Consider the following 25,581-nt stretch of genomic DNA (forward strand, 5'->3'; position numbering starts at 1 on the left):
CGAGTCAGCGTGAGCAGTCCAGTGAGACCGTCACCGTGCGCCTGACGACGACCGGGATGAAATCGCGGTCGCCGCGGTCGCCGACCCGCACGAGTTCGGTGCGCTCCTGCGGATTGCGGACGTTGGTGACCGTGCACTGATCCAGTGGTGCCGAACCCACCCGATCGATTTTCACGTCGAACCCCTGCGCCTGCAGAAGACCGACGGTGACTACCGCGGACTCACCTGCCGCCGACGCATCGGGCGCCGTCAGCGCGCCGATGGCCATCGCGGCGCCGAGGGGAATGGTGACCGCGGCGGTGGCCGAGACGATGCTGTTGACGGTGTGCTTCATGGCGAGACTCCTTGTGTGGGTGGGCCGGTTGGTATGGCCGGAGGTAGGTTGGCTGACACACACATCCTGTCGCCACGGGGTCGCCGGTACTTGGAGGTTGTGTGGAGAACGGCTGGAGATCGCAGGTAGACCACGATTCCGTGGGGCGGGGAGGCAAGGGCGGTGCCGTCTAGACGACCGTGCACCGGCGATCCGGTCTGGCTGGCCGATGTGCTCAGGGCCGAGGGGCTCGATGTCGTCGAGTACCCGGGCTGGCGGGACCGCGGGCACGGTGATTTCAAGGACATCCGTGGTGTCATGGTGCACCACACGGGATCCGATACCGCCACCGCGGCGTCGATCGCCCACGGCCGCCCCGATCTGGCAGGGCCGTTGTCGCAGTTGCACATTGCGCGGGACGGCACGGTGACCGTCGTGGCGCTCGGGGTCGCGTGGCATGCAGGTGCGGGGATGTATCCGTGGGTGCCGGCGAACATGGGCAATTGGCACCTGATCGGCATCGAATGCGCCAACACCGGTACCGGTCCGCTTGCCCCTCATCGTCAGAACTGGCCCGATGCCCAGTATTTCGCGCTGGTCCGCTGTTGTGCGGCGATCAACCGGCGGCTGGCCCAGACCTCTGCCCGCACCATCGGGCACAAGGAGTACGCGGGCTATGCGCAGGGCAAATGGGACCCGGGTGCGATCGACATGACGTTGTTGCGCAGTGATATCGCCGCGCGTATCGGTGTGATCGCCGACCCGGCGTCGACCCCGCGCCCGCCCGTTCCGGTGGGCGAGTACACCGGGATCCTGCTGTATCGCGGTGTGCGGGGTCCGCAGGTATCCGAATTGCAGCGCCGCCTGAAGTACGCCTACGCGTCCTACGCCGGGGGTTTGGTGGTGGACGGCGACTACGGTCCGCAGACCGAGGCCGCGGTGCGTGAGTTCCAGCGCCGCACCGCGGGCCTGGCGGTCGACGGGGTCGTCGGCCCGGCCACCGCGGCGGCGTTGCAGCTCAAGGTGATACCGGCAGACTAGCTCTGCTCGATGAGATTTCCCTCGCCGGACTGGTTGACCGCCGGTGAGCCGGAGTGGAACGCCACATGGTTGTTGAACCCGCTGGCCGTGATGGCGTCCGCCGTGTCCACGGTGACGTTGTTCTCGAAGCCGGACACCGTCAGGCTGGTGCAGTGCCCGGTGATGGTGATCCGGTTGTTCGCGCCGCTGACCACCACCACGTTGTCATTGCAGGCGATGGTCTTGACGGCGCCGATGCCGGAGACGCTCACCGTGCTACCTGGCTGGGGCAGCGTCTGCGACGGCGCGGCGGTCGGCACCGCGGTGGGGGCCTGGTTCGCCGTCGACCGCTGGCTGGGTGCAGCGCTGGTGATCAGGCCGCCGCCACCGGAGATCCCAGGAGAGGTTCGGGTCACCGCGGTGTTCTGGAGCAGCACCCATGTGACGATGCCCCCGGCCAGGACGAGGAAGCCGATCATGACCGGCACGATCAACATCCATGGACGCAACCCGGAACGTGGTGGCGCAGTGGGAAACCCGGACTGATACCCGCCGGGATACTGCCATTGTGCAGTGGGCGGCGGAGGTGGGGTGTAGCCGTAGGCGCTGTACTGCTGGTCGGTGCCCAGTTCGGAAGCCCTGGCCACATCGCTGAGCGGCTGCTCGAGGGCCCGGATCCGGGCCTCGGGATCATCCTGCGGGTTCATGTGCAGATGGTCCCACATCGTTGAACCGTTGATGTCGAACCGTTGATGGTCCCGTCGGGCTTCGCTATCTCGAGCAGTCCAGCGACACCGTGATTGTGCGCCGGACCACCACCGGGACGACGATGTCGCGGTCGCCGTGGCTGTCCACCTGGATGAGTCTCGTTTGTTCTTGCGGATTTCGGACACTGGTCACCACGCATTGATCCAGCGGGGCGCTGCCGACCCGGTCGATGTTGACGTGATAGCCCTGAGATTCCAGTAGCCCGATGGTGGACACCGCGGATTCGGCGGAAGCCGGCGCCGCGGTGGCGAGCGCCACGACGGCGGCGAGTGGGGCGAAGAAGATCGTACGCATACCGAGAACACGGCCCCGATGTGGAAACGGTTCAACGACAACGAAAACCCGGCCGGAGCAGCTCCGGCCGGGTTCCCGTGCGCGCCCTACACCGGTACCGGAGTGCGCTCCGATGCCGGCTCTTCGGCGCGTGCTTCGTCGACCATGGTCAGTTCGTCGAACGGTGCCTGGCCGCTCAGCACGGCGTCGACCCTGGCCCGGTCGATCGTCTTGGTCCACGAGCCGACCAGGACGGTGGCCACCGCGTTGCCGGAGAAGTTGGTCACCGCACGCGCCTCGGACATGAAGCGGTCGATCCCGACGATCAGGCCCACGCCGTCGAGCAGGTCCGGGCGGTGGCTCTGCAGACCGCCGGCCAGGGTGGCCATTCCGGCGCCACTGACCCCGGCGGCGCCCTTGGAGGCGACGATCATGAACACCAGCAGCGACAGCTGTTCACCGAGGGACAGCGGATGGCCCATGGCGTCGGCGATGAACAGCGATGCCATGGTCAGGTAGATCGCCGTGCCGTCCAGGTTGAACGAGTACCCGGTGGGGACCACCACGCCGACGGTGCTGCGGTCCACGCCCAGGTGTTCCATCTTGGCGATCAGCCGGGGCAGCGCCGACTCCGAGGATGAGGTGGAGAAGATGAGCAGGTATTCGCGGGCCAGGTAGCGCACCAGCTTGAAGATCGACACGCCGGATACCGCGCGCAGCAGCACGCCCAGGACACCGAACACGAACACGATGCAGGTGAGGTAGAAGCCGAGCATCAGGGCCAGCAGTTGGGTGACCGCACTCCAGCCGGTCTGTCCGACGACGTTGGCGATGGCACCGAACGCGCCGATCGGGGCCAGCCACAAGATCATGGTGAGCACCTTGAACACCAGCTTCTGCAGATGCTCGATACCGCGCAGGATGGGCTCGCCGGCGGTCCCCATGGCCTGCAGCGCGAATCCGACGAGAAGCGCAACGAACAACGCCTGCAACACATTTCCCTCGGTCAGTGAGGACAGCAGGGTGTTCGGGATGATATGGGTGACGAAGTCCATCAGGCCGCCGGCCTGATGTGCCTTCTCGGCCAGGGCGGCGCCCTGGCCCGCGGTCTTCTCGGACAGGTGCATCCCTGAGCCCGGCTTGAGCAGGTTGCCGACGACCAACCCGATGCCGAGCGCGACGGTCGACATGATCAAGAAGTAGACGAAGGCCAGCCCGCCGACGCGCCCGACGGTGGCGGCTTTGCGGACAGAGCCGATGCCCAGCACGATGGTGCAGAAGATGACCGGCGCGATCATCATCTTGATCAGGTTGACGAACATGGTGCCGAGGACACCGACGTCCTTGCCGATGGAGGGGGCGAGGAGGCCGACACCGACACCGATCACGACGGCGGCGATGACGGCGATATAGAGCCAGTGGGTGCGGTCCCGCTTTTTGGTAGGGGTGTCCTGATGAGAAGTCATGTAAGGATGGTCGACGAGTAAGTGACCCGGGTCACGTTTTAGTTCATTTCGTTCAGCTGGGGGTGGCGGTGCGCAGGTGGTGGCCGGCCGCATCACAGTGGTCCCTGGCAGGTCAGGCGATCGCCCTGCAGATCCTCGTGGTCGTCGTCGTGGTGCTGGCGGGCAGCGGCCTGGCCCTGCTGGACGCCCGCCGGGACGGCGACGCCGCCGCCCGTCAGCAGGTGCTGGGCATCGCGACCTCACTGGCGGATTCCCCGTCGACCGCGGCGGCGATCGAATCGGGCTCGGCGACAAAGATATTGCAGCCGACGACCGAGGCCGTGCGCACCGCCACCGGCATCGCGTTCATCACCATCATGACGCCGGACGGAATCCGGTTCACCCATACCGACCCCACCCAGATCGGCGGGCACTACCTGGGCACTCTCGAACCGGCGTTGCGCGGTGAGACGTTCACCGAGGTCTACACCGGCACCCTGGGTCCGTCCATCCGGGCGGTCGCCCCGGTGCGGGCGCCCGACGGCCGCATCGTCGGCATGGTGTCGGCGGGCATCACCCGGCAGACGCTGGCGCAGCGCTGGCAGGCGCAGATCCCGATCATCGTCGCGGTCACCGCTGCGGCGTTGGGGATTTCGCTGCTCGGTGCCTGGGCCATCCGGCGACGTCTGCTGCGACAGACACACGGGTTGCGGCCCGACGAGCTGCGGGTGATGTACGACCACCATGACGCCGTGCTGCATTCGGTGTCCGAAGGCTTGATCGTGCTGGACGGTCGCGGCGTGGCCCTGGTCAACGATGAGGCGCGCAGGCTGCTGGGCCTGCCGGAGGGGCCCGTGACCCGTGCGGACCTCCCGGAGTTCCTGCGCAGCCACGATCCGGGCGTCCGGGACGAGTTGCAGGTGACCGAGGATCGGGTGCTGGTGGTGAACCGGGCGCTGGTGTCCGGGGCATCCGGCGGCCGGGGGCGTGGCGACCGGGGCGTGGGCGCCGCCGAGGTCGTCACCATCCGCGACCGCACCGAGTTGCAGGGCGCCTTGGGCGAACTCAGTGCGCTGCAGGTGCTCACCGATTCCCTGCGTGCCCAGGCCCACGAACAGGCGAACAAACTGCACACCGTCATCACTATGGTGGAGATGGGCCGCCCCGAGGAGGCGGTCGCCGTCGCGACCCGAGAACTCGAACTGTCCCAGCACCTGGTCGACAGATTGTCGCAGTCCCTGAACGAACCGGCCCTGGTGGCGCTGCTGCTGGGCAAGACCGCTCAGGCCGACGAACGGGGCATCGCGCTGACCGTCACCGAGGACACCCAACTACCCTCGGATATCCCGCTGACCGGGCAGGAGATCGTCACGGTGCTGGGTAATCTGATCGACAACGCGCTCGACGCGTGTGACCGCGATGAGCCGTGGGTCGAAGTGACGGTGAACCAGGACGACGAGGCGTTGACGATTCGAGTGGCCGACAGTGGGCCGGGAATGGATCCGCAGACGTTCGAGCGGGCGATGCGCCGTGGCTATTCGACGAAAAGTGATGCGGCGGGCCATGGTCTGGGCTTGGCGCTGATCGCGCAGGTGGTCAACCGGCACGGTGGGACGATCGCCGCGGAGGTGACCTACGGGTCGGTGGTCACCGTGACGGTGCCGCGATGAGCGCGTGCGCGAAGAGCAGAGTGCGCCGATGATCCGGGTGTTGATCGTCGAGGACGAGCCACTGATCGCCGAGGCCCACCTCACCTATCTCGGCCGCCTCGATGGGTTTTCGGTGGTCGCGGTGGCGCACACCGCGCGCGATGCGATGCGGGCCGCGGCGGAAGCGCAGCCTCCCGTCGATCTGGTGCTGCTCGATCTGGGGTTACCCGATGCCAGCGGGATCGCGCTCGCGTCGGCGCTGTCGGGATTGGCGCCCGCGCCCGACATCATCGCGATCACCTCGGAGCGAGACCTGGAGATGGTGCGGGCCGCCGTCGCGCACGGGGCACTGGCGTATTTGCTCAAACCGTTCACCTTCGCGGCGTTCCGGGACCGGCTGGAGCGCTATCGGCGCTACCGCAGTGCGTTGCCCGCCGGCACCGAAGCCGCCAGCCAGGCCGAAGTGGACCGGGCCTTCGCCGAACTGCGGGTCGCCACCGACAAGGCCGTCTCGCCGAAGGGAGCGGCGCCGCACACCACCGACGAGATCGCCCGGGTGGTGCGGGACAGTCCGAACGGCCTGACCGCCGATGAGGTGGCCGAGCGGGTCGGGGTGTCGAGGGTGACGGCGTGGCGGTACCTGGAGCGGCTCGCCGACGACGGGACCGTCGCGCGTGGCACCGACTACGGGAAGGCCGGACGTCCCAAGACGCGCTATCAATGGCATTGAGGGCCGGGTGCCCCGGTGCCGGCCGGACATCACGGGTCGGCAAAGAATTCTTTCGGTTCTAGCAAATAGCCAATTCGGGAATTATGATTCTGCGAATTGGTATTCCGAAAGGGTTGCGGGTGAGTTCGACCAGGGTGAGTACGTGGGCAATCGCATTCGTGGCATTCTCACTTGCTTCCCTCGTCTCGGGAGGCGGCGAGGCGGGGGCGGTGCCGCAATCGGAAGCGGCCGCCGGTGGGCGCACGGTCACGGTCAACACGGGCAGTTTTGACCTGGCGGTCCGCTCGGCGCCGTCGGCGACCAGCCAGAAGATCGGCAGCATCGCCGATCACTCGAAGGTGGTCATCACGTGCTATGCCCGTGGCGTGGTGTTCAGCGGCGGTCCCTATCACTTGAGCACCGATCTGTGGAACAGGCTGCAAAGTGGCGGTTATGTCACCGACGCGATGCTGGACACCGGCTCCAATGATCCGGTGGTACCGCCCTGTGAGACCGAATCGATGCGGCTGACCGCGGGACGCGCCGTCGGCCGTAAGGCGCAGAACAATCCGGGCCGCGATGGCACCGATATGTGGGCCGCGTTCGAGAAATGGTATTTCGTCTCCGGAAAGCAGTTCTATCCGGCGATCGGTGGTGCGCCGAAGGATCTCGCGAGTGCGGCCAGGTCCTCGGGTTGGTCGGTGGCCGGCGATCCGCAGTCGCGTGCGATCGTCGTCATTCCGCCCGGTGTGCTCGATGCGCCTGCGGCCGGACATGTGGCGTGGGTGGACACGGTGTCCAAACGCGCCGATGGCACGTATCTGCGGCTCACCGAGATGGGTGGGCCCGGCATGGGCCCCGGCACCTGGTCGGCGCGCGACGTAAAAGCCCAGAAGGGCCTTTCGTACGTGCTGCTGCCCTGAGCGCGGGACGACCCCGTAGCTAATTTGACAGCAACGTCAAATCGACGGAATTCCGGTCATGGCGCCGCGGTTGGTGCCGCGGATACCGGGCGTCGGGGCGGCGGATTTGCTGATGTGTCGGGTGTGATATGCCGCTCATTTCCGGTTCCCGCGTTGCGGTCGCCGGTGGTCGCGGGTTGTTCGGGGCGTCTGGCTGGCAATTGCTGGCTCCGCATCTTCGGTGCTAGACGGCCCGCCTCGAATTGCTGAACAAAGGTCACAACTGCATAACGAAAAGTTTTCTAATAAGTGTCTGAGAGGTTGACGGCAGATCGTCCACCGGTCCCGTTCGAGCCCGCTGTCGACCCGTTTTTCGTCGCTAGAATCAAGGACGAACGCGCCAACCACGGCGCATGGCGACTGAATCTAGTGCCGGTGCCGACATACCGGCGGAGGTGTCGAGGAAATGGCAAGTGTTTTTGTGCGCGCGAATGATGCTGCGCTGACCGAATCGCGGACGGCGTTCGCGGGATCGGTGCTGATCGGACGTGGTGTCATCGCCGACGTGGCTGCCAATTCCACGACGATCGTGGCTGCCAACCACAGCGACGACTCCGTCACCGTGGTCCGCCCGGACACTGTCACGGGCCCGGGCCAGGTGCCTGTGCTGGGCGAGCCCACCGCCGTCGCACTTGCCGACGACCGCGCGTACGTGCTCACCAGCACCGCGGAGGTGGACAGCGTGGTGGTCGTCGACACCCGCGCCAACACGGTCCTCGCCACCTATCCGCTCGCATTCACCGCGACCGCGATCGAGGTGAGCCCCGATGGCAAGCGCGCCTACGTGGCGCGCACCGGTGACGACCATGTCGATATCGCTGTCATCGACACCACGGCCGAGCGGGTCGGCACCATCGACATCCCCGCGGGCGTCGGCGCCTCGATCGACGGGCTCCGGATCGCCCCGTCCGGACGCACCCTGTACGCGGCCGTCACCACGATCTCGGGCAGCCGTCTGCTGATGATCGACACCGAGACCGCTCGCGTGCGCAAGGCCCTGTCGCTGGGTGCGCCGATCCGCGACCTCGCCGTCACCAAGACCGCTGCGTACGTGCTGACCTCGGATATCACCGACCTGGGCGCGATCGTCGTCGTCGATCTCGCCGGTTTCACCGTCAACCGCACCATCGCGGCCGGCTCGCTGCCGATCCAGATGGCGATGTCTGCGGACGGTTCGCGTGCCTATGTCGTCGACTACGACCAGGTTGCGGTGCTGTGCACCGTCACCAACGACGTGTTGGAGACCATCACGGTCGGGTCCCGCCCCACGGCGGTGGCCCTGAGTGACCAGGGTGACCGGCTTTACGTCACCGACGTGGAAGGCGAGATCACCGCGTTCCGCGTGACGCCGCCGCCGATGTACTCGCCGTTCGAGGCCATCGCCTTCGCCGACGAGCGCGAACTCGAGCCGGTCGGCGTCTAACGCGTGCCGTTGATCGACCGGTTGCAGTCCAGCGACACCGAGATCGACTGACTGACCGTCTGCTGCACGAGCACCCGTTCATCGGTGCCCGGCCCGACATAGGGCACCCACTGTTTGACCGTGTTCGGATTGCGGACGTTGGTGACCACGCACTGACTCATCGGCAGGGTGCCGGTCCGGTCGATGTTCACGGTGTAGCCCTCGGACTGCAGGCGGTTGATGGTCTCCTGCGCCGTTTCTTCGGCGGCGGCGATCCCGGTGGACAGGGTGATCGCGGCACATACCGCCGTCGTGGGCAGCAGCCATCTCATTCGCATACGTCCATCATGGCCCATGTCGCAGGTTTGCGGTGCAGTCGAGCGACACCGAGATGGACCGGCTGACCACCACCTCGACATAGTCGTAGTCGTGTTTGCCGTTACGGCCGTTGTCCACCCGGATCAGCCGGGTGACGGTTTGCGGGTTACGCACACTGGTGACCACGCACTGATCGATCGGGGCGCTGCCGACCCGGTCGACGTTGACGGTGTAACCCTCGGACTCCAGCACGCCGATGGTGTCCAGCGCGGATTGGTCGGCGTGTACCGGTGGCGCGCACCCGAGCAGCGCGGCCACCGCCAGTGGCACGGCGGTGAGATACGGACGCATGACGCGCCCCCTGTCGATGTGGTGAACACTTGCTGTGAACTACATCGTCCGCCGGCGGTGATTCGTTGCAGGTGCAACCCGGGCTGGCGCTACCATCGCGGCGGTGTACTCCACCATGCAGAACTGGCCCTTGACCATCACTGCGATCCTGCGCCACGCGTGCGGCGTCAATGGGGACCGCGTCGTCACCACCGCCACCGGGCAGGGCGGCCACCGCAGCATCACCTACCGTGAAGTCGGCGAACAGGCCGCCCAACTGGCGCACGCGCTGCGCGGGCTCGGGATCACCGGGGACGAGCGGGTCGCCACCTTCCAGTGGAACAACGCCGAACACCTCGTCGCGTACCTGGCCGCCCCCGCGATGGGCGCGGTCCTGCACACCCTGAACATCCGGCTGTCGCCCGAACAGATCGCGTTCATCGCCAACGAGGCCGAGGACCAGGTGATCATCGCCGACGCCTCACTGGTGCCGTTGTTGGCCCCGGTGCTGCCTCAGCTGAGCACCGTGCACACCGTGATCGTGGTCGGCGACGGCGACCTCGACGCGCTGTCCGGTCCGACGGTGCTGCGCTACGACGAACTGCTGGCCGGCCAGCCCACAGAGTTCGACTGGCCCGAGCTCGACGAGAATTCTGCGGCCGCGATGTGCTACACCAGCGGTACCACCGGAAACCCGAAAGGTGTTGTCTACAGCCACCGTTCGAGCTATCTGCACGCGCTGACGGCATGCACCGCCAACGCCCTGGACGTCAGCTCCAGCGACGTGGTGCTGCCCATCGTGCCGATGTTCCATGCCAACTCCTGGGGCCTGCCCTACGCGGCGTTGATGGCCGGAGCCGACCTGGCCATGCCGGACCGGTTCCTGGATGGGGCCTCGCTCATCGAGCTGATCGAAACGCGGCGGCCGACGGTGGCCGGGGCGGTCCCGACGATCTGGAACGATGTCATGCACTGCCTGGAAAGGTCTCCGGGGCACGATGTTTCGTCGCTGCGGCTGGTGGCCTGCGGCGGTTCGGCGGTGCCCGTGTCGCTGATGCGGACCTTCCAGGAGCAGTACGGCGTCTACATCCAGCAGGCCTGGGGGATGACCGAGACCTCCCCGCTGGCCACGGTGGCCAAACCGTTGCCCGGCGTCTCCGAGGAGCGGCACTGGCAGATGCGCGCGACCCAGGGCAGGCCGATGTGCGGGGTCGAGGTCCGCATCGTCGACGACGCGGGCAACCGGCTACCCGATGACGGTAAGGCGATCGGTGAGCTGGAGGTGCGCGGGCCGTGGATCACCGGCGGTTACTACCTGGGCCGGGACGCCGAGAAATTCGACAGCGGCTGGCTGCGTACCGGAGATGTCGGCCTCATCGACCCGGACGGTTATGTCACGTTGACCGACCGGGCCAAGGACGTCATCAAATCCGGCGGCGAATGGATCTCGTCGGTGGAGCTGGAGAACCTGCTCATCGCCCACCCGGCCGTCTTGGAGGCCGCCGTCGTGGGTGTGCCCGACGAGCGCTGGGAGGAACGGCCGCTGGCCGTCGTCGTCCTCGACGAAGGCGCCTCGGCGGATGCCGCCGAGCTGCGGGAGTTCCTGGCCGACAAGGTGGTTCGGTGGTGGCTGCCGGAGCGGTGGACGTTCATCACGCAGGTGCCGCGCACCAGCGTCGGCAAATACGACAAGAAGACCATCCGGGCCCAGCACGCCGACGGCAGCTACGAGGTCATCATCCTCTGACCGATCTGCGCCCAATTGATCAAACGGGCGCGAAAGTCCCAGGACCTTCGCGCCCGTTTGTCGATCTCGGCGGGAGTCAGCGTTCGGCGCGCTGGTAGGCCGTCACCACGGCCGCGCCACCGAGACCGATGTTGTGCTGCAGCGCGGCTGCCACCCCGGACACCTGCCGCTTGTCGGCGGTACCGCGCAGCTGCCACGTCAGCTCGGCGCACTGCGCCAGCCCGGTGGCACCCAGCGGATGGCCCTTGGAGATCAGGCCGCCGGACGGGTTGACCACCCACCGGCCGCCGTAGGTGGTGTCGTCGTTGTCGATCAGCGCCGGGGCCTCGCCCGCACCGCACAGGCCCAGCGCTTCGTACAGCAGCAGTTCGTTGGCCGAGAAGCAGTCGTGCAGCTCGATCACCTGGAAGTCGGCGGGGCCGAGTCCGGATTGGCGATAGACCTGTTGTGCCGCTTGCACATTCATGTCGTAGCCGATGATGTTGGCCGCGCTGCCGTCGAAGGTCGAGGCGAAGTCGGTGGTCATGGCTTGGCCGACGATCTCCACGGCCTGACCTGCCAGCCCGTGCGAGTCGACGAAGGACTCGCTGACGACGATGGCCGCACCCGAACCGTCGGAGGTGGGCGAGCACTGCAGCTTGGTCAACGGGTCCGAGATCATCTTCGAGCCCAGGATGTCATCGAGGGTGTATTCATCCTGAAACTGCGCGTACGGGTTGTTCACCGAATGCTTGTGGTTCTTGTAGCCGATTTTTGCGAAGTGCTCGGCGGTGGTGCCGTACTTCTTCATGTGTTCACGCCCGGCCGCGCCGAACATCCACGGCGCCACGGGGAAGGCGAACTCGTCGATCTCGGCCAGTGCCTTGACGTGCCGGCCCAGCGGCGATTCGCGGTCCTGCGCGCCGCCGCCGAGGGAACCCGGCTGCATCTTCTCGAACCCCAGCGCGATCGTGCAGTCGGCCAACCCGCCCCGAATCGACTGCGCCGCAAGGTACAGCGCCGTTGAACCGGTGGAACAGTTGTTGTTGACGTTGACGATCGGGATGCCCGTCATGCCCAGCTCGTAGAGCGCGCGCTGACCCGAGGTCGAGTCGCCCGAGCAGTAGCCGACGTAACCCTGCTGCACCTCGGTGTACTCGATACCCGCATCGGCGAGAGCCTTGGTGCCCGACTCGTTGGCCATCTGGGGGTAATCCCAGCCCTCGCGCCGGCCCGGTTTCTCGAACTTGGTCATTCCGACCCCGACGACGAACACACGATTCGGCATGGTGATCCCTTTCGCTTCATTGCGGTCGGGATCGAACATACTTCTCAGGCGAAGGCGTCGGTGTACTGCGGGCAGTAGTAATCGATCGACATGACCACGAAGGCGGCGGCCTGCCGGGTGGTCAGGTCGGTGTGGGCGAGGATGTCGCCGCCGATATCGGTGCCGGAGGCGCCGGCCTTGAGTTCTGAGCAGACCTGGTGCGCATTGCCGATGACCGCGGAGGCGGAATCGTAGGAGATGCCCTCGTCGGCGATCTCGCTCAGGAACGCGGTATCGGTCTGCGAGGTGATCGCGCTCGCGGTGCCCGCCGAGGCGAACGCCGCCAGTCCCAGCGCCAACCCGGACATCGTGGTGACGAGTGCGGTGCGGGCGAAAGTGCTGAACATGGGCTGGACTCCTGGTGATGTCGGTCCCGGTCGCTCCGGGACGGCATCAGGGTCCAACGCCGATCTTGATGGATTCTTGGCGTCGTCTTGGCGGGCTAGCCGTAGGCCAGCCACCACTGGTGCAACTGTGCGAGATCGGGCGCCTGGATATTGCCGATCAGCAGGTCGGAGTTCTTCGTCCAGGTGATGTCGGGACCGTTGTTGTACGTGCCGCAGGCGATCGAGCCCTCAGCCCGCTGCGCGGAGTCGGTGTAGTGCCATGTCGTCGGCGAATCGATCCCGCTGCCCGGGCACTGCAACAACTCGGAATCGCCCTTGATGGCGTCGTCGAAGTGGGCCGACAACTGACCTTGATCGGCGAACAGCGAGTATCGCGACGCGGCCGGTCCACCCGGTGAGGAGGCCGGTCCGCAGTCGACGGTCGCCAGCGCGCCGGTCACCGGCGGGTGCAGCACCTGACAGGACCCGGGAGAGTAGTCGCGGGGCAGCATGCCCAGCAGCCGGTTCTCCAGGGTGCCCGGGCTGTCCGGTTCGGTGGTCCGGGTCCGTTCCGTCGTCTCCGTCGTGTCGGTGGTCTCGGTCGGCTCTTCGGTGGTCTTGCTGGTGCTGGTGGTCGGGGACGCGGCGGTGTCCTCGGGTTTGACCAGCCAGAAGACTCCGAGCGCGGCGAGTACCAGCACGAACACGCCCGCAGCGGCCGCGATCGGCAGCCACGGCGTCGCTTTCTTCTTCGGCGGGGGACTGCCCTGATTCCAGGTCGGCCCGCCCGACGGGGCCTGGTGGAAACCGGCGGGGGTGGCCGCGTACGGCGCCGGCGTGGCACCCGGTGGCGGCGGGGGGACCGGCGGTGGCGTGGCACCAGGAGGCGCGGTGGCCCCGAACGGCGGCGGCGTGGGCGGCCGGGCGGGCGCGCCGTACGGCACGCCGGGGCGGACGGCGGCCTCACCGCGCGCCACGATGGTGGCCGCTTGATCCTGATCCCGGGAGCTCAGTGCGTCGGTCGCGGCGGCGGCCAGGTCTCCCGCGCTGGCGAACCGGTCCTCGGGTTTCTTGGCCATCCCGCGGGCGATGACGGCGTCGAACGCGGTGGGGATGCCGGGCCGGGTGTGGCTGGGCGCCGGGACGGGATTCATCAAGTGGGCCGTGATCACCATGCTGACGCTGTCACCCGGGAACGGCTGGGAGCCGGTGAGACATTCGTGCAGCACACACGTCAGCGCGTACACGTCGGCGCGGTAGGTGACCTCGCCACTGGTGAACCGCTCCGGGGCCATGTAGGCGTAGGTGCCCACCGCGGTACCCAGTTCGGTCAGCTTCTCGTCGCTGGCGGCGTTGGCGATCCCGAAGTCCACCAGGTACGCGAAATCGTCCCGGGTGATCAGGATGTTCTCGGGTTTCACGTCGCGATGCATGATGCCGCTCTCATGGGCGGCGTCCAGCGCCGAGGCGACCTGGCGGATGATCGCGACCGCGCGCGCCGGCGTCATCGGTCCGTAGCCCTTGAGCAGCTTGCGCAGGTCGTTCCCGTTGATCATGCGCATGTCGACGTACAGCACGCCGTCGATCTCGCCGTAATCGTGGATCGGCACCACGTGCGGCTCTTGCAGACGCCCGGCCGAATGCGCCTCGCGCTGCAGGCGCTTGCGGAACACCGGATCGTGGGAGACACCCTCCGGCAACAGTTTCAGGGCGACGATCCGGTCTTTGACCGTATCCTCGGCCTCGTACACCTCGCCCATCCCGCCGCGGCCGATGAGACGCCGCAGTCGATACGGGCCGAAATCGGTGCCCTCACGCGAAGTCGGCCCGGTCATGTCTGCCTCGCTCCTCTACGTCCGCAGGCTCAACACCCTAACGGGTGGACGTGGCGCTCACAGCCGAAGCTCAGTCGGGACGGACGATCTCGAAGGCGAACTCGTGCTCGCAGATCCGGAAGCGGTCGCCGTCGTCGAGGCTGGCCGTACCGCGGATGCGCTGACCGTTCACCTCGACGCCGTTCGCCGAGCGCAGGTCGGTGATGACGAAACTGGTTCCGGTGTCGATGATGACGGCGTGGTGGCGGCTCACGTTGGCCTGGTCCAGCACGATGTCGTTATCGGGCAGTCTGCCGATCCTGGTGGCCGCGGCCAGCAGCGGGTAGACCCGTCCGGACCGGGTGCGCAGCTGTGCCGAGGCGACCTGCACACCCACGGCGGTGCGCAGGTCGAGATTGTTGATCTTGTGCACGGCCGTGGTCCGGGCGGCCTGACGGACGTTGAGGGGTTCCTGGCGCAGGATGCGCTCGTACAGCGTGCGCACCGTGGGCCCGGGGTCGATGCCCAGATCGTCGGCCAGGGTGGACTTGAGTCGCTGGAAGGCATCCAGCGCATCGGACTGGCGGTCGCTGAGGTAGTACGCGGTGATCAGCTGCGCCCACAACGGCTCGCGGTAGGGGAACTCCATGACCAGCGACTCGAGGCTGCCGATGATGGTATAGGCACGGTTGCAAGCGATTTCGGCTTCGGCATGGGCGGTGTGGGCCACCACCTTGTCTTCGACGAGTGCGGTGGCGAACGGGTCGACGAACTCGAAATCCCGCAGGTCGTCGAGCACCGGTCCGCGCCACTGTGCCAGGGCCGTGGCCAGGTGACTGCTGGCCTGCTCGAACTGTCCGGCCGCGGCGGCCTGTACCCCGGCGCTCTTGGCTGCGATGAAGCGGCCGATATCGCAGTTCGCATCGTCGACCGCCAACCGGTAACCCGGTGCCGCGCTGGCCAGCACCGTGCGCCCGTCCGCGCCGGTGCCGGAGATGAGCTTGCGCAGATTGGAGATGTAGGAGTGCAGGCTGGCTTTGGGTTCCGGCGGGGGGAACTGCTCCCACGCCGCGGTGACCAGGGAATCGCCGCTGACCGGCCGGTTTCGGCTCATGACCAGCAATGCCAGCACCGCCCGTTGCTTCGGCGTCCCCAGCGGCAGCGCTGCGCCGTCGACGGTCACCTGCAACGGGCCGAGTACACCGAAGTCCAGGGCGTTGGTCATCACCGGTCATTGTGCCGGGCGGCGGCCGTAAAGGTGGTAGAACGTGTTCTAGTTCTTGCATGCGGAAGGGAGCGACAATGGCGTTGCGCGTGGTGCAGTGGGCCACCGGCGGAGTGGGGGTGGCCGCCATCAAGGGCATCCTCGAACATCCCGATCTCGAGCTCGCCGGCGCGTGGGTGCACTCGGAAGCCAAGAACGGTCGCGATATCGGGAACCTCATCGGCAGCGCTCCGCTGGGAGTGGCCGCCACCAACCGGGTCGAGGACATCCTGGCGCTCGACGCCGACGCGGTCATCTACGCGCCGCTGCTGCCGAACGCCGAGGAGGTGGCCGAACTGCTGCGATCCGGCAAGAACGTCGTCACCCCGGTGGGCTGGCTGTACCCGAGCGAGAAACAGGCCGCACCGCTGCGGGCCGCGGCTCTCGAGGGTGGGGTGACTCTGCACGGCACCGGTATCGCGCCCGGCGGCTTCAGCGAGAAGTACCCGCTGCTGCTGTCGGCGCTGTCCACCGGAGTGACCTTCGTTCGCGCCGAAGAGTTTTCCGATCTGCGCACCTACGACGCACCCGACGTCCTGCGCCACGTGATGGGCTTCGGCGACACCCCGGACAAGGCGATGAGCGGCCCGATGCAGAAGATGCTCGACGGCGGGTTCATCCAGGCGATCCGGATGTGCACCGACAAGCTCGGTTTCCGCGCCGACCCGCGCGTCGTCACGTCCCAGGAGGTGGCGGTGGCCACCGCGCCGATCGCCTCGCCGATCGGCGATATCGCACCCGGTCAGGTCGCCGCCCGCCGGTTCCATTGGGAAGCCCAGGTCGACGGCGAACCGGTGGTGCGCATCACGGTCAACTGGCTGATGGGGGAGGAGAACCTCGATCCCGCATGGACTTTCGGGCCGGAGGGGCAGCGCTACGAGATGGCGGTGCGGGGCAATCCCGACTTCACCGTCGTGGTGCGCGGATTCCAGGGCGAACCGGGCGACGAGGCGGAGTCCGGTGTGGTCGGCACCGCCGCGCATTGCGTGAACTCGGTACCCGCGGTGTGCGCCGCGGCTCCCGGTGTCGCCACCTATCTGGATCTGCCGCTCATCGCGGGCCGAGCGGCACCGCATCTGAGTTAGGGCTCCACCAGGATCCGGATCGGGTCACCGTCGGCGTGGTGCAACTTCTCGATACCTTTGGCCACGTCCTCCAGCGACACGATATCGCTGATCGAGCGGTGCAGATCCAGTCGGCCCAGCGACACCAGCTTGGCCAGGGTGCCGATATCGGCGTTCTGATAGCCGAGGTGGCCCAGGACTTGGCGTTTGGTCAGGTTGAACATCGAGGTGGGCCCGATGGTCGGCGCGTCGGCGCTCATCCCGACCCCGACCAACCGGCCGCCGACGGTGAGATTGGCCAGCGCCTGGTCGAACGTCGAGGACACCCCGACCGCATCGAAGGCGACGTCCAGTCCGCGGCCTCCGGTGACTTCGGCGATCTTGTCGTGCAGCGCGTCATCGCGGGCGTCGAAGGCATGGTCGGCGCCCAACTCGAGGGCGCGTTGCAGCACGGCGGGTTTGATGTCGACCGCGACGATCGGCGCCGCGCCGACCAGCCGGGCCAATTGCACGATGTGAGTGCCGATCCCGCCGACGCCCCAGACACCGACCGACTCGCCGATGCCGACCTTGCCGGTGCGCACCACCGCGCCGAACGGCGTCGACACCGCGTCGGCCAGGATGGCGGCCTGTTCCAGCGGCACGTTGTCGGGCACCCGGGTGAGTCCGAAGGCCTGCGCGACGGTGTACTGCGCCCAGGCCCCGTCATAGGCGAAGGCCATCAACCGGATCCGCAGGCAGTTGCTCACGTCGCCGCGGCGGCAGTTCACGCAGTCCAGGCACGGCCGGCCCGCGGCGACGACCACCCGGTCGCCCTCGGCCCAGCCGGTCACACCGGGGCCGAGTTTGGCGACGGTGCCCGAGGCCTCATGGCCCTGGGTCACCACCGGGATCTGGGCCGGGAAGGTGCCGTTGATCAAACTCAGGTCCGAATGGCAGATCCCGCAGAACGCGACCTTGACCAGGACTTCGCCGGGGCCCGGTTCGGGAATCGGAACATCCTCCACCGCAATGGTTTTGGTTTCCGCGTAGAACCGCTGGGCCCGCATCGTCGCGCTTGTCATGCTGCCATCATGACGCACGAGTGTCGGAGAATTGGGTAGAACACACGCCTGTGCTGGCAGACTCGGACCTCGTGAAACGTGGCTTGATCCTGGCCGGTGGCGGATTGGCGGGTATCGCCTGGGAGACCGGGGTGCTCACCGGTATCGCCGACGAATCCCCGGACACCGCGGCGGCGCTGCTGGATTCCGACGTGCTGCTGGGCACCTCCGCCGGGTCGGCGGTCGCCGCTGCGCTGGGCAGCGGTGCGGCGCTGGCTGAACTCTTCGCCCGTCAGATCGCCGACCAGTCGCATGAGATCGATTCCGGTGTCGACATCGACCAGATCTCGACCGTGTTCCTGAGCGCGCTCAGTGAGCCGGGCAGCCCGCAGGAGCGGTTGCGGCGGATCGGGGCGATCGCGCTGGCCGCTCACACCGTGCCCGAGGCGGTGCGCCGCGAGGTGATCGCGCACCGGCTGCCCTCGCACGACTGGCCGGATCGAGATCTGCGGATCACCGCGATTCCCGTCGACACCGGGGAACTCGTGGTGTTCACCCCGCAATCGGGTGTGCCGCTGGTCGATGCCGTCGCGGCCAGTTGCGCGGTGCCCGGCGCCTGGCCGCCGGTGACCATCGGGGACCGGCGCTATATGGACGGTGGGGTGGGTAGCAGCGTCAACACCGCCGCCGCCGCGGACTGCGACGCCGTGGTGGTGCTGGTGCCCGCCGCCGAGTTCGCACCGTCCCCGTTCGATACCGGGACGGCCGGCGAGATCGCCGCGTTCGCCGGCCGCACCTTGACGGTGTACGCCGATGACGAGGCGCTGACCGCTTTCGGGCGCAATCCGTTGGACCCGGCATGCCGGCGACCGTCTGCGGTCGCGGGCCGGGCGCAGGGCAGGCGGGTGGCGGGGGCGGTCGCGGAATTCTTGGCGCACTGACCGGCCGAGCCGGTATCAGTCCAGGACGGCCAGCGCGGCGGCGGCGAGTTCCTGACCGATCTCGATGACCTCATCGGCACGATGGAACTCCAGGCTGCGACATGCCGTGCGCGGCACCTCGATCAGCAGGTCGGGGGGATACGCCGCCAGTGTGTGCCGGGCCAGCGCGGCCTGGGCGATGTCGATGGTGCGATTCATGATCTCGAAGCTGCCCAGGCGCGGCACCCCGGTATCGTCGGGCGGCTCGGAGTCGACACTGCTGAAGCGGCTCAGCACCGAACGCGCCGCCGGGGTCTCCAGTACCCGCTGGGCGGCAGTGGTGTCCAGCAATGCCGTTGTGCTGCGCCACATCCGGCCCAGAAACTCGGCGGTGGGCCGGGGCCCTTCCGGCTCCCTGAGCCGGGCCGCCGGATCCGCGCCCGACAGGCTGATCGCGATGGTGAGATCGGCGTTGACCGCCGCGATGGGCGCCATCGGCAGCGGGTCCAGGATGCCGCCGTCGGCCAGCAGCCGGCCGTCCACCACATGCGGGGTGAAGATGCCGGGGATCGCGATGGAGGCCCGGATCGCGTCATCGAGCGGACCGCGCTGCATCCACACCGATTTGCCGGCGATCAGATCGGTGGATACCGCGGTGTACGGGATCGGCAGCTCCTCGATGGTGACGTCGCCGAGGATCTCGCGCACCGCGTCGAGGATCTTCTCCGCCCGTAGCACCCCGGGTGAGCTGATCGAGGGGTCCAGCAGCCGCAGCACCGCCCGCTGCGTCAAAGAGCTTGCCCAGGTGGCGAATTCGTCAAGCTTGTCGGCTGCATACAGGCCGCCGACGAGGGCGCCCATCGACGACCCGGCGATCCCGACGATCTCGTACCCGCGGTCCTGCAGCTCGTTGATGACCCCGATGTGCGCGTAGCCGCGGGCACCGCCGCTGCCGAGCGCAAGGGCGATCCGCATCGGCGCTCAGGACTCCTTCATGATCCGCTGCGCCACCGGTGCCAGCAGCCGGCCCGGCAACAGCCGCGCGCTGGCCGCCAGCACCGTGTTGGCCAGGCCCGAGATGACGGTGGGACCCGATTTGTCGACGGCGGCCAGCGCCGTGTCGACGACCTGCCGGGAAGTCTGGCGCCCACGGGTCATGAATTGCTTTCCGGTGCGGGCGAAGAACTCGGTCTCGGTGGCACCCGGGCACAGCGCCAGCACCCGCACCCCGCTGCCCTTGGTCTCCTGCCACAGCGCCTCGGTGAAGGACAGCACGAACGCCTTGGTGGCGCCGTAGACGGCCATGGTGGGGGTCGGCTGGAACGCCGCGGTGGACGCGACGTTGATCACCAATCCGCTGCCCGTCCGCACCATCGACGGCAGGAACCGCGCCGTCAGATCGACCAGGGTGCCGCAGTTCAGCTGAATTTGCGCGGCCAGCGCATCCGGGTCCAGCTTGACGAACTCGCCGTGCGACCCGACACCGGCATTGTTGATCAGCACGTCGACCTTCCGGTCGAGGGCCTCGACCTGCGCGGCCAGCTGTGCCCCCGACCCCGGCAGGGACAGATCTGCGGCGAGCACGTCGATCCGAATGCCCGGCGTGCTGCGCGACAGCGTTGCCCGCAGCTCCTCAAGCTTGTCCGCCCGGCGTGCGACGAGCACCAGGTCGGCTCCGAGACCGGCGAGCTGGTGAGCGAACTCTTCACCGATTCCGCCGCTGGCGCCGGTGATCAGTGCAGTGCGATTACGGAAGTCCACACCGTCATCCTGCCGTATTCGGGCAGATCGCGGCAGCGGGTGCAAACCCAGGCAGGTGGGCGGCCGTCACACCGGCGCGGCGCCGGGAACGGAACGCGCAACGGGCTTTCGGCTCGGCCTGATTCGAACCTCAGCCGCACTCACCGTTGGCGGCGGCGTTTGCCGCCATGATGACGCCGGCCTGCTGCGCCGGGGTGAGCTGCACCCACGGGGTGTTGAAGCTGCCCGGACCGTTGGCCTCGGGTGCTTGCAAGGTCTTCAGATAGTCCTCGACCAGGGTGCGCGGTTCGGCACGCTGCTCGTCGAGCCAGAGCTTGGCAGCGTGGCAGGCCTGCCCGTACTGGGATTCCGTGGCATCGGAGGGCACGTCGACGGCGGTGGTGACCCCGCCGGGCGAGACCGCGACGGCCCCCGCGTGCAGTGGCGCTTCCTGCGGTAACGGCGGCGGCTCCGAGATCGGCGTGGCGGTGGCCGGGCTCGACGCGGTCGGGGCCTCGGGGTGCGATGAACAACCGGCCAGGGCGACTGTTGCGGCCGCGAACACCAGAATCGGGTAGCTGCGCATGTTTCCAATCTATGCAACACTCGCGGCCGTGACGGAGGGGACCGGTTTTCGGGGCTGTTGTTGCGCGCTTGCTGTCTGACAGCACCAGCACGCACGCCCATCAACCGTTCCCTTTTTGGAGTCACCCATGGTTTCTGCCTCTGCCGCAGCACTCGTCGCCCCGCCCGCGGTCTCCGCGCCCACCCGCCTGCGGCTGCCGGATCTGCTCAACGCGACCGACCGCTACGCCGACGATGTGCTGTCCGGCCGGTATGACCGGTTGCTGCCCGTGGGCGGTCCACCGACCGACGAGCGCTGGTACAGCCGCCTCCATGGCGATGACGAACTCGATATCTGGTTGATCAGCTGGGTCCCGGACCGCTCCACCGAACTGCATGATCACGGCGGCTCGCTGGGCGCGCTGACGGTGGTGTCGGGTGCACTGAACGAGACCCGGTGGGACGGTCAGACCTTCAAGCGCAGGCGGTTGCGCGCGGGGGACCAGGCGGCCTTTCCACTCGGGTGGGTGCACGATGTGGTGTGGGCGCCGACACCGGTTCCTGCCGCTCCGGTCACGCTCAGCGTGCACGCCTACTCGCCGCCGCTGACGGCGATGTCCTACTACGAGGTCACCGACAAGCAGACCCTGCGCCGCAACCGGACCGAACTGACCGACGCACCCGAAGGATGACATGAGCCGGATCGATGAGGTACTCGCCGCCGCCCGGTCGCGACTGCACCGCCTGCCCGCCGACGAGGTGCCCGCGGCGCTGGAACGCGGCGCCGTGCTCGTCGACATCCGGCCCGCCGCCCAGCGCGCCGCCGAGGGCGAGGTGGCAGGCGCTCTGGTGATCGAGCGCAATGTGCTGGAGTGGCGCGCCGACCCGACCAGTGACGCCCGGCTGCCGCAGGCGGTCGACGACGATGTCGAGTGGGTGGTGCTGTGCTCGGAGGGCTACACCTCCAGCCTGGCCGCCGCCGCCCTGCAGGATCTGGGGCTGCACCGGGCCACCGACGTCATCGGCGGCTATCACGCCCTGGCGGCCGCCTCACTCGTCGGAGCGCAGCAGCGGCCGTAGCTGCTCGGTCTTGGCCGGGGTCCAGCCGGGTGGTTGCAGCACGGCCGCCCACGCGTTGGCGACATCGCGCACATAGACATGGCCGTGCCCGTCCGGTACGTCGACCGCGACCGCCATATCGGCTGACACCTGCAGGAACGTCACCACCGGGATCCACTCCATCCGAGGCGAAACGTCATAGCCGCGAGGTTCTCTGAGCCAATCGGGTTTGGCGAACAGCAGATCGGGATTCCACCAGGCGATCGGATCGGACGCGTGCTGCAGGTACACCACACGCGGGTGCCCCCATGGATCGGCGGGCCGGTTCAGATTGTCCGGCCGGGCAGCGAACCGGGCGTTCTCACCCTTGTCGTAGATCGGCAGCCACTGCGGTGATCCCTCGTCGCGGTTGATGGTCAGGTCGGTCCAGATGGTGTTGTTGAACGTCGGGCCGGAGAACAGCGCACCGTCGGTGCGGGCGATCAGGTTGTTCAATGCCAGGAACGGTGCTTCACCGCCGAAGGAGCCCAGGCTCTCGCCGAACACCACGAGTTTGGGTCGCTTGTTCTCGGGTAGTTCGCGCACCATCGCGTCGACCTCTTCGAACAGCGCCTGGCCGGCTTGGCGGGCGTTCTCCTTGTCCACCAGGAACGAGATCCAGCTGGGCAGGAACGAATACTGCATCGACACGATCGCGGTGTCGCCGTTGTACATGTACTCCAGTGCCGTGGCCTCGGCCTCGTTGATCCAGCCGGTCCCGGTGGTGGTGGCCACCGCGATGATCTTGCGGTCCAGGCCGCCGGCGCGCCGGAGTTCCTCGGCGGCCTTCTTCGCGATCGCCTTGATCCCCTCGGCCGAATTCAGCCCGGCGTAGGCCCGGATGGGCTCGGTCGCCTTGGCGCCGTTGAACTTCGACAGATCCTCGACCGACGGGCCGCCGGACACGAAGACTCGGCCCTGATGGCCCAGCGATGACCAGCTGACCAGTGACTGCGGGCCGCCTGAGCGCAATGGTGTTGTGGGAGCGGCATTGTTGGGATCAGCCTCGTTGTTCACCGACTCGAAGGTGTTGTTGATGGTGGACATCGCGAAACGCACCACCACACCGTTGAGCAGTGCGATGAACAGTGCCAGCAGCAGACCCACCGCCACCATCGCGGACACCCGTGGTGGCGCGATCCGTTCCAGCTGGCGCACCAGGAAGTGCACCAGCTTGTCGACCAGCTGGCCGAGTTCGACGAATGCGAACAGGAAGACGATGGACAGCACCGCCGTGAGCGGGTGGTCCCAGAAGGTCAGCCGCGGCACCCCGAACAGATCGCGAACGTCGTCCTGCCACACGTGGAACCAGACGATGGCCGCGATCTGGCCGAGGATGCCGACCACGATGAGCACCTTCCACGCCCAGCTCGGGGCCGGTGGGCTGGTGTCCCTGGACCGCATGTACCGAACCAGCCAGACACCGAAGACGCCGAACAGGTAGCCGATCGCGCCGGCCGCACCGCTGACCAGCCCCTGGAACAGCGGGCCGCGCGGCAGCAGCGACGGTGTCATCGACAGCCAGATGAACACCAGACCGGTGGCCGTGCCGAAGAAGGTGTAGTGCCGAATCCACCAGGCCCGCTTGGCTGCAGGTGCTGGCGGGGCTTCGAGGGCGGTGGCGGTCACCGCTTGACTTTAGCGATGCGTGAAATTCGGTGCGCGCTTCTCCGTGAACGCGTTCATACCTTCGGTCTGGTCGTCGGTGGCGAAGGCCGAATGGAACAACCGGCGCTCGTAGAGCAGGCCCTCGGCGAGCGTCGATTCGAAGGCTCGGTTGACCGCTTCCTTGGCCATCCGCGCCGCCGACAGCGACATCCCGGCGATGGTCGCCGCGGTGGCGTTGGCCTCCTCGAGCAGGGTGTCGGCGGGCACCACCCGGGACACCAGTCCGCTGCGCTCGGCCTCGGCGGCGTCGATGGTGCGGCCGGTGAGGATCAGATCCATCGCCTTGGCCTTGCCGATGGCGCGGGTGAGGCGCTGGCTGCCGCCCATCCCCGGCAGCACGCCGAGCTTGATCTCCGGCTGGCCGAACTTCGCGGTGTCGGCGGCGATCAGCAGGTCGCACATCATGGCCAGCTCGCAGCCGCCGCCGAGCGCGTAACCGGCGACCGCGGCGATGGTGGGCGTGCGGGTCGCGGCGAACTTGCCCCACAGGGCGAAGAAATCCGACGAGTAGACGTCGGCGAAGGACAGGTCGGCCATCTCCTTGATATCGGCACCGGCGGCGAACGCCTTCTCGCTGCCGGTCACGATGATCGCGCCGATACCCGCATCGGCATCGAATTCGGCTGCGGCCGTGGTGACTTCGTGCATCACCTGGCTGTTGAGGGCGTTGAGCGCCTTGGGACGGTTCAGCGTGATGGTGCCGACGCGGTCCGCGCGGGTCACCAGGATGGTCTCGTAGTCAGTCATCAGATCTCCTTGGTTCAGAACGTCAGATCAGGATGGGCGGCGGCGAAATACGCGTCGATCGCCGCATCGTCGCAGAGTTCCAGGGTGGCCGGCGACCATGTCGGGTTGCGGTCCTTGTCGACGAGTTGGGCGCGGATGCCCTCGACGAAATCATGGGAGGCCGCCGAGGCCACCGAGACCCGGTACTCCTGTTGCAGCACCTCTTCCAGCGAGTGCAGGTGCGCGGCGCGGCGCACGGCGGTCAGCGTGACCGACAGTGCGATGGGCGAACGGGTGGCGATGAGGTCGGCCGCGTCCCGGGCGGCCTGCTCATCGTGGCCGCGCAGGTCGGTGAGGATCTCGGCGACCGTATCGCCGGCGTAGCAACTGTCGATCCAATCCCGCTGGGCGAGCAACTCACTGGCCGGCGGCTCCTCGGCGTAAGAGTGCAGTGCATCTTCGTGCCCGTCGGCGATGACGGCCTCGGCGAAGTCGGCGAGGCGATCATGCGGGACGAAATGGTCGGCGAAGCCCATCGCGATGGCATCCGCGCCGGAGAACGGTGCACCGGTCAGCGCGGCATGCAGGCCGAGCCGGCCGGGAGCGCGGGACAACAGGTAGGTGCCGCCGACATCGGGGATGAAGCCGATGCCGACCTCCGGCATGCCCATCTTGGTCTTCTCGGTGACCACCCGGACGTTGCCGTGCGCGGCGACGCCTACGCCGCCGCCCATCACGATGCCGTCCATCAGGGCGACATACGGTTTGGCGAACCGGCCGATGTGCGCGTTGAGCAGGTACTCGTCCCACCAGAACGAGCGCGCCGCGGCGCCGCCCGCCAAGGCGGAGTGATAGAGGGCGACCACGTCGCCGCCTGCGCACAGCCCCCGTTCGCCGGCCCCGGTGAGCAGGACGGCGGTGATGGCATCGTCGTGTTCCCAGTCGGTCAATGCCCGCGCGATACCGGCGACCATGACGTCGTTGAGGGAGTTGATCGCTCTGGGCCGGTTCAAGGTCAGGATGCCGACACCATTGCGGACACTTACTAGGATGTCCTCGTTTTCGGTCACGATTGCAATCTAGTTCGTCGCCCCAGCGGATGCGGCGACGGG

The 25,581-nt window shown here is 67.6% G+C and carries 27 protein-coding genes; 10 read left to right on the forward strand and 17 right to left on the reverse strand.

The annotated features are described in order from the left end of the window. Window positions 1-4 precede the first annotated feature (4 nt). Window positions 5-334: a hypothetical protein gene (locus tag H7J86_RS25585; RefSeq protein ID WP_267294376.1), complete on the reverse strand. Its 330-nt coding sequence runs from the start codon at window positions 332-334 to the stop codon at window positions 5-7. A gap of 162 nt (window positions 335-496) precedes the next feature. Here H7J86_RS25585 and H7J86_RS25590 point away from each other — a divergent pair, with 162 nt between their 5' ends. Beyond that, window positions 497-1,354 (forward strand): peptidoglycan recognition protein family protein, encoded by an 858-nt coding sequence (locus H7J86_RS25590; RefSeq protein WP_090362546.1) that lies wholly within the window; start codon window positions 497-499, stop codon window positions 1,352-1,354. Here H7J86_RS25590 and H7J86_RS25595 read toward each other — a convergent pair. The 3 genes from H7J86_RS25595 to H7J86_RS25605 all read right to left on the reverse strand — a co-directional run bounded on the left by H7J86_RS25595 (window position 1,351) and on the right by H7J86_RS25605 (window position 3,840). Further along, the gene (locus H7J86_RS25595; RefSeq protein ID WP_267294378.1) at window positions 1,351-2,040 is read right to left on the reverse strand and encodes a DUF3060 domain-containing protein; all 690 of its coding nucleotides are present in this window, start codon (window positions 2,038-2,040) and stop codon (window positions 1,351-1,353) included. The genes H7J86_RS25590 and H7J86_RS25595 overlap by 4 nt on opposite strands. A 64-nt stretch (window positions 2,041-2,104) precedes the next feature. Further along, window positions 2,105-2,395 carry a hypothetical protein gene (locus H7J86_RS25600; protein ID WP_187096718.1) on the reverse strand — a complete coding sequence of 97 codons (291 nt, stop codon included), beginning with the start codon at window positions 2,393-2,395 and terminating at the stop codon, window positions 2,105-2,107. 86 nt (window positions 2,396-2,481) lie between these two features. Further along, window positions 2,482-3,840, reverse strand: a complete 1,359-nt coding sequence (locus H7J86_RS25605; protein WP_187096717.1) for a cation:dicarboxylate symporter family transporter — start codon at window positions 3,838-3,840, stop codon at window positions 2,482-2,484. 68 nt (window positions 3,841-3,908) lie between these two features. Between H7J86_RS25605 and H7J86_RS25610 the strand changes: the two genes are divergently transcribed. The 4 genes from H7J86_RS25610 (at window position 3,909) to H7J86_RS25625 (ending at window position 8,562) form a co-directional block, all read left to right on the forward strand. Then, the gene (locus H7J86_RS25610) at window positions 3,909-5,489 is read left to right on the forward strand and encodes a sensor histidine kinase (protein WP_187096716.1); all 1,581 of its coding nucleotides are present in this window, start codon (window positions 3,909-3,911) and stop codon (window positions 5,487-5,489) included. 28 nt (window positions 5,490-5,517) lie between these two features. Beyond that, a complete protein-coding gene (locus H7J86_RS25615) occupies window positions 5,518-6,198 on the forward strand; it encodes a response regulator (RefSeq protein WP_090362771.1) in 681 nt (226 codons plus the stop codon). A gap of 158 nt (window positions 6,199-6,356) precedes the next feature. Beyond that, window positions 6,357-7,100: an amidase gene (locus H7J86_RS25620; RefSeq protein WP_267294380.1), complete on the forward strand. Its 744-nt coding sequence runs from the start codon at window positions 6,357-6,359 to the stop codon at window positions 7,098-7,100. A gap of 445 nt (window positions 7,101-7,545) precedes the next feature. Next, window positions 7,546-8,562, forward strand: a complete 1,017-nt coding sequence (locus tag H7J86_RS25625) for an MmpL3/TtfA transport complex stabilizer (RefSeq protein ID WP_267294381.1) — start codon at window positions 7,546-7,548, stop codon at window positions 8,560-8,562. On the opposite strand, the gene H7J86_RS25630 is transcribed toward H7J86_RS25625, so the two are convergent. Together H7J86_RS25630 and H7J86_RS25635 are read right to left on the reverse strand one after the other, a co-directional pair. After that, entirely contained in the window at window positions 8,559-8,879 is a 321-nt protein-coding gene (locus H7J86_RS25630) for a hypothetical protein (protein ID WP_267294383.1), read from the reverse strand. The two genes, H7J86_RS25625 and H7J86_RS25630, sit on opposite strands and share 4 nt — an antisense overlap. A gap of 7 nt (window positions 8,880-8,886) precedes the next feature. Next, entirely contained in the window at window positions 8,887-9,210 is a 324-nt protein-coding gene (locus H7J86_RS25635) for a hypothetical protein (protein ID WP_267294385.1), read from the reverse strand. A gap of 103 nt (window positions 9,211-9,313) precedes the next feature. Here H7J86_RS25635 and H7J86_RS25640 point away from each other — a divergent pair, with 103 nt between their 5' ends. Beyond that, complete coding sequence (locus H7J86_RS25640) at window positions 9,314-10,936, forward strand: fatty acid--CoA ligase (protein WP_187096713.1); 1,623 nt, start codon at window positions 9,314-9,316, stop codon at window positions 10,934-10,936. A 76-nt stretch (window positions 10,937-11,012) separates the two neighbouring features. On the opposite strand, the gene H7J86_RS25645 is transcribed toward H7J86_RS25640, so the two are convergent. The 4 genes from H7J86_RS25645 to H7J86_RS25660 form a co-directional block, all read right to left on the reverse strand. Continuing rightward, window positions 11,013-12,203 carry a lipid-transfer protein gene (locus H7J86_RS25645; RefSeq protein WP_267294387.1) on the reverse strand — a complete coding sequence of 397 codons (1,191 nt, stop codon included), beginning with the start codon at window positions 12,201-12,203 and terminating at the stop codon, window positions 11,013-11,015. A gap of 44 nt (window positions 12,204-12,247) precedes the next feature. Further along, window positions 12,248-12,589 (reverse strand): DUF732 domain-containing protein, encoded by a 342-nt coding sequence (locus H7J86_RS25650; RefSeq protein WP_187096711.1) that lies wholly within the window; start codon window positions 12,587-12,589, stop codon window positions 12,248-12,250. Window positions 12,590-12,684: 95 nt separating this feature from the next. Further along, on the reverse strand, window positions 12,685-14,403 hold the full coding sequence (locus tag H7J86_RS25655) for a serine/threonine-protein kinase (protein ID WP_267294389.1): 1,719 nt from the start codon (window positions 14,401-14,403) through the stop codon (window positions 12,685-12,687). A gap of 70 nt (window positions 14,404-14,473) precedes the next feature. Further along, the gene (locus H7J86_RS25660) at window positions 14,474-15,607 is read right to left on the reverse strand and encodes a BTAD domain-containing putative transcriptional regulator (RefSeq protein WP_267294391.1); all 1,134 of its coding nucleotides are present in this window, start codon (window positions 15,605-15,607) and stop codon (window positions 14,474-14,476) included. A 77-nt stretch (window positions 15,608-15,684) separates the two neighbouring features. Between H7J86_RS25660 and H7J86_RS25665 the strand changes: the two genes are divergently transcribed. Beyond that, a complete protein-coding gene (locus tag H7J86_RS25665) occupies window positions 15,685-16,731 on the forward strand; it encodes an NAD(P)H-dependent amine dehydrogenase family protein (protein ID WP_267294393.1) in 1,047 nt (348 codons plus the stop codon). On the opposite strand, the gene H7J86_RS25670 is transcribed toward H7J86_RS25665, so the two are convergent. Continuing rightward, window positions 16,728-17,774 carry a zinc-binding dehydrogenase gene (locus tag H7J86_RS25670; RefSeq protein WP_267294395.1) on the reverse strand — a complete coding sequence of 349 codons (1,047 nt, stop codon included), beginning with the start codon at window positions 17,772-17,774 and terminating at the stop codon, window positions 16,728-16,730. The genes H7J86_RS25665 and H7J86_RS25670 overlap by 4 nt on opposite strands. A gap of 71 nt (window positions 17,775-17,845) precedes the next feature. Between H7J86_RS25670 and H7J86_RS25675 the strand changes: the two genes are divergently transcribed. Next, entirely contained in the window at window positions 17,846-18,694 is an 849-nt protein-coding gene (locus tag H7J86_RS25675; protein WP_267294397.1) for a patatin-like phospholipase family protein, read from the forward strand. 15 nt (window positions 18,695-18,709) lie between these two features. On the opposite strand, the gene H7J86_RS25680 is transcribed toward H7J86_RS25675, so the two are convergent. The 3 genes from H7J86_RS25680 to H7J86_RS25690 form a co-directional block, all read right to left on the reverse strand. After that, the gene (locus H7J86_RS25680) at window positions 18,710-19,648 is read right to left on the reverse strand and encodes a patatin-like phospholipase family protein (RefSeq protein ID WP_090362585.1); all 939 of its coding nucleotides are present in this window, start codon (window positions 19,646-19,648) and stop codon (window positions 18,710-18,712) included. Window positions 19,649-19,654: 6 nt separating this feature from the next. Beyond that, window positions 19,655-20,434 carry an SDR family NAD(P)-dependent oxidoreductase gene (locus tag H7J86_RS25685; RefSeq protein WP_267294399.1) on the reverse strand — a complete coding sequence of 260 codons (780 nt, stop codon included), beginning with the start codon at window positions 20,432-20,434 and terminating at the stop codon, window positions 19,655-19,657. A 130-nt stretch (window positions 20,435-20,564) separates the two neighbouring features. After that, the gene (locus H7J86_RS25690) at window positions 20,565-20,999 is read right to left on the reverse strand and encodes a lipoprotein LpqV (RefSeq protein WP_187096704.1); all 435 of its coding nucleotides are present in this window, start codon (window positions 20,997-20,999) and stop codon (window positions 20,565-20,567) included. Between the two features lie 127 nt (window positions 21,000-21,126). On the opposite strand from H7J86_RS25690, the gene H7J86_RS25695 reads away from it, so the two are divergent. Next, the gene (locus tag H7J86_RS25695) at window positions 21,127-21,669 is read left to right on the forward strand and encodes a cysteine dioxygenase (RefSeq protein ID WP_267294401.1); all 543 of its coding nucleotides are present in this window, start codon (window positions 21,127-21,129) and stop codon (window positions 21,667-21,669) included. Window position 21,670: 1 nt separating this feature from the next. Continuing rightward, window positions 21,671-22,057 (forward strand): rhodanese-like domain-containing protein, encoded by a 387-nt coding sequence (locus H7J86_RS25700; RefSeq protein ID WP_267294403.1) that lies wholly within the window; start codon window positions 21,671-21,673, stop codon window positions 22,055-22,057. On the opposite strand, the gene H7J86_RS25705 is transcribed toward H7J86_RS25700, so the two are convergent. Genes H7J86_RS25705 through H7J86_RS25715 form a run of 3 tightly spaced genes read right to left on the reverse strand, consistent with a single transcriptional unit; the run spans window position 22,028 to window position 25,539 of the window. After that, window positions 22,028-23,704, reverse strand: coding sequence for an alpha/beta hydrolase (locus H7J86_RS25705; protein ID WP_267294405.1), 1,677 nt, complete (start codon window positions 23,702-23,704; stop codon window positions 22,028-22,030). The genes H7J86_RS25700 and H7J86_RS25705 overlap by 30 nt on opposite strands. Before the next feature lie 9 nt (window positions 23,705-23,713). Further along, window positions 23,714-24,490 carry an enoyl-CoA hydratase gene (locus tag H7J86_RS25710; protein WP_267294407.1) on the reverse strand — a complete coding sequence of 259 codons (777 nt, stop codon included), beginning with the start codon at window positions 24,488-24,490 and terminating at the stop codon, window positions 23,714-23,716. Window positions 24,491-24,504: 14 nt separating this feature from the next. Continuing rightward, complete coding sequence (locus tag H7J86_RS25715) at window positions 24,505-25,539, reverse strand: enoyl-CoA hydratase/isomerase family protein (RefSeq protein ID WP_267294409.1); 1,035 nt, start codon at window positions 25,537-25,539, stop codon at window positions 24,505-24,507. Between the last annotated feature and the right edge of the window lie 42 nt (window positions 25,540-25,581).

This window comes from Mycobacterium hackensackense (assembly GCF_025822555.1).
Classification (GTDB): domain Bacteria; phylum Actinomycetota; class Actinomycetes; order Mycobacteriales; family Mycobacteriaceae; genus Mycobacterium; species Mycobacterium fluoranthenivorans.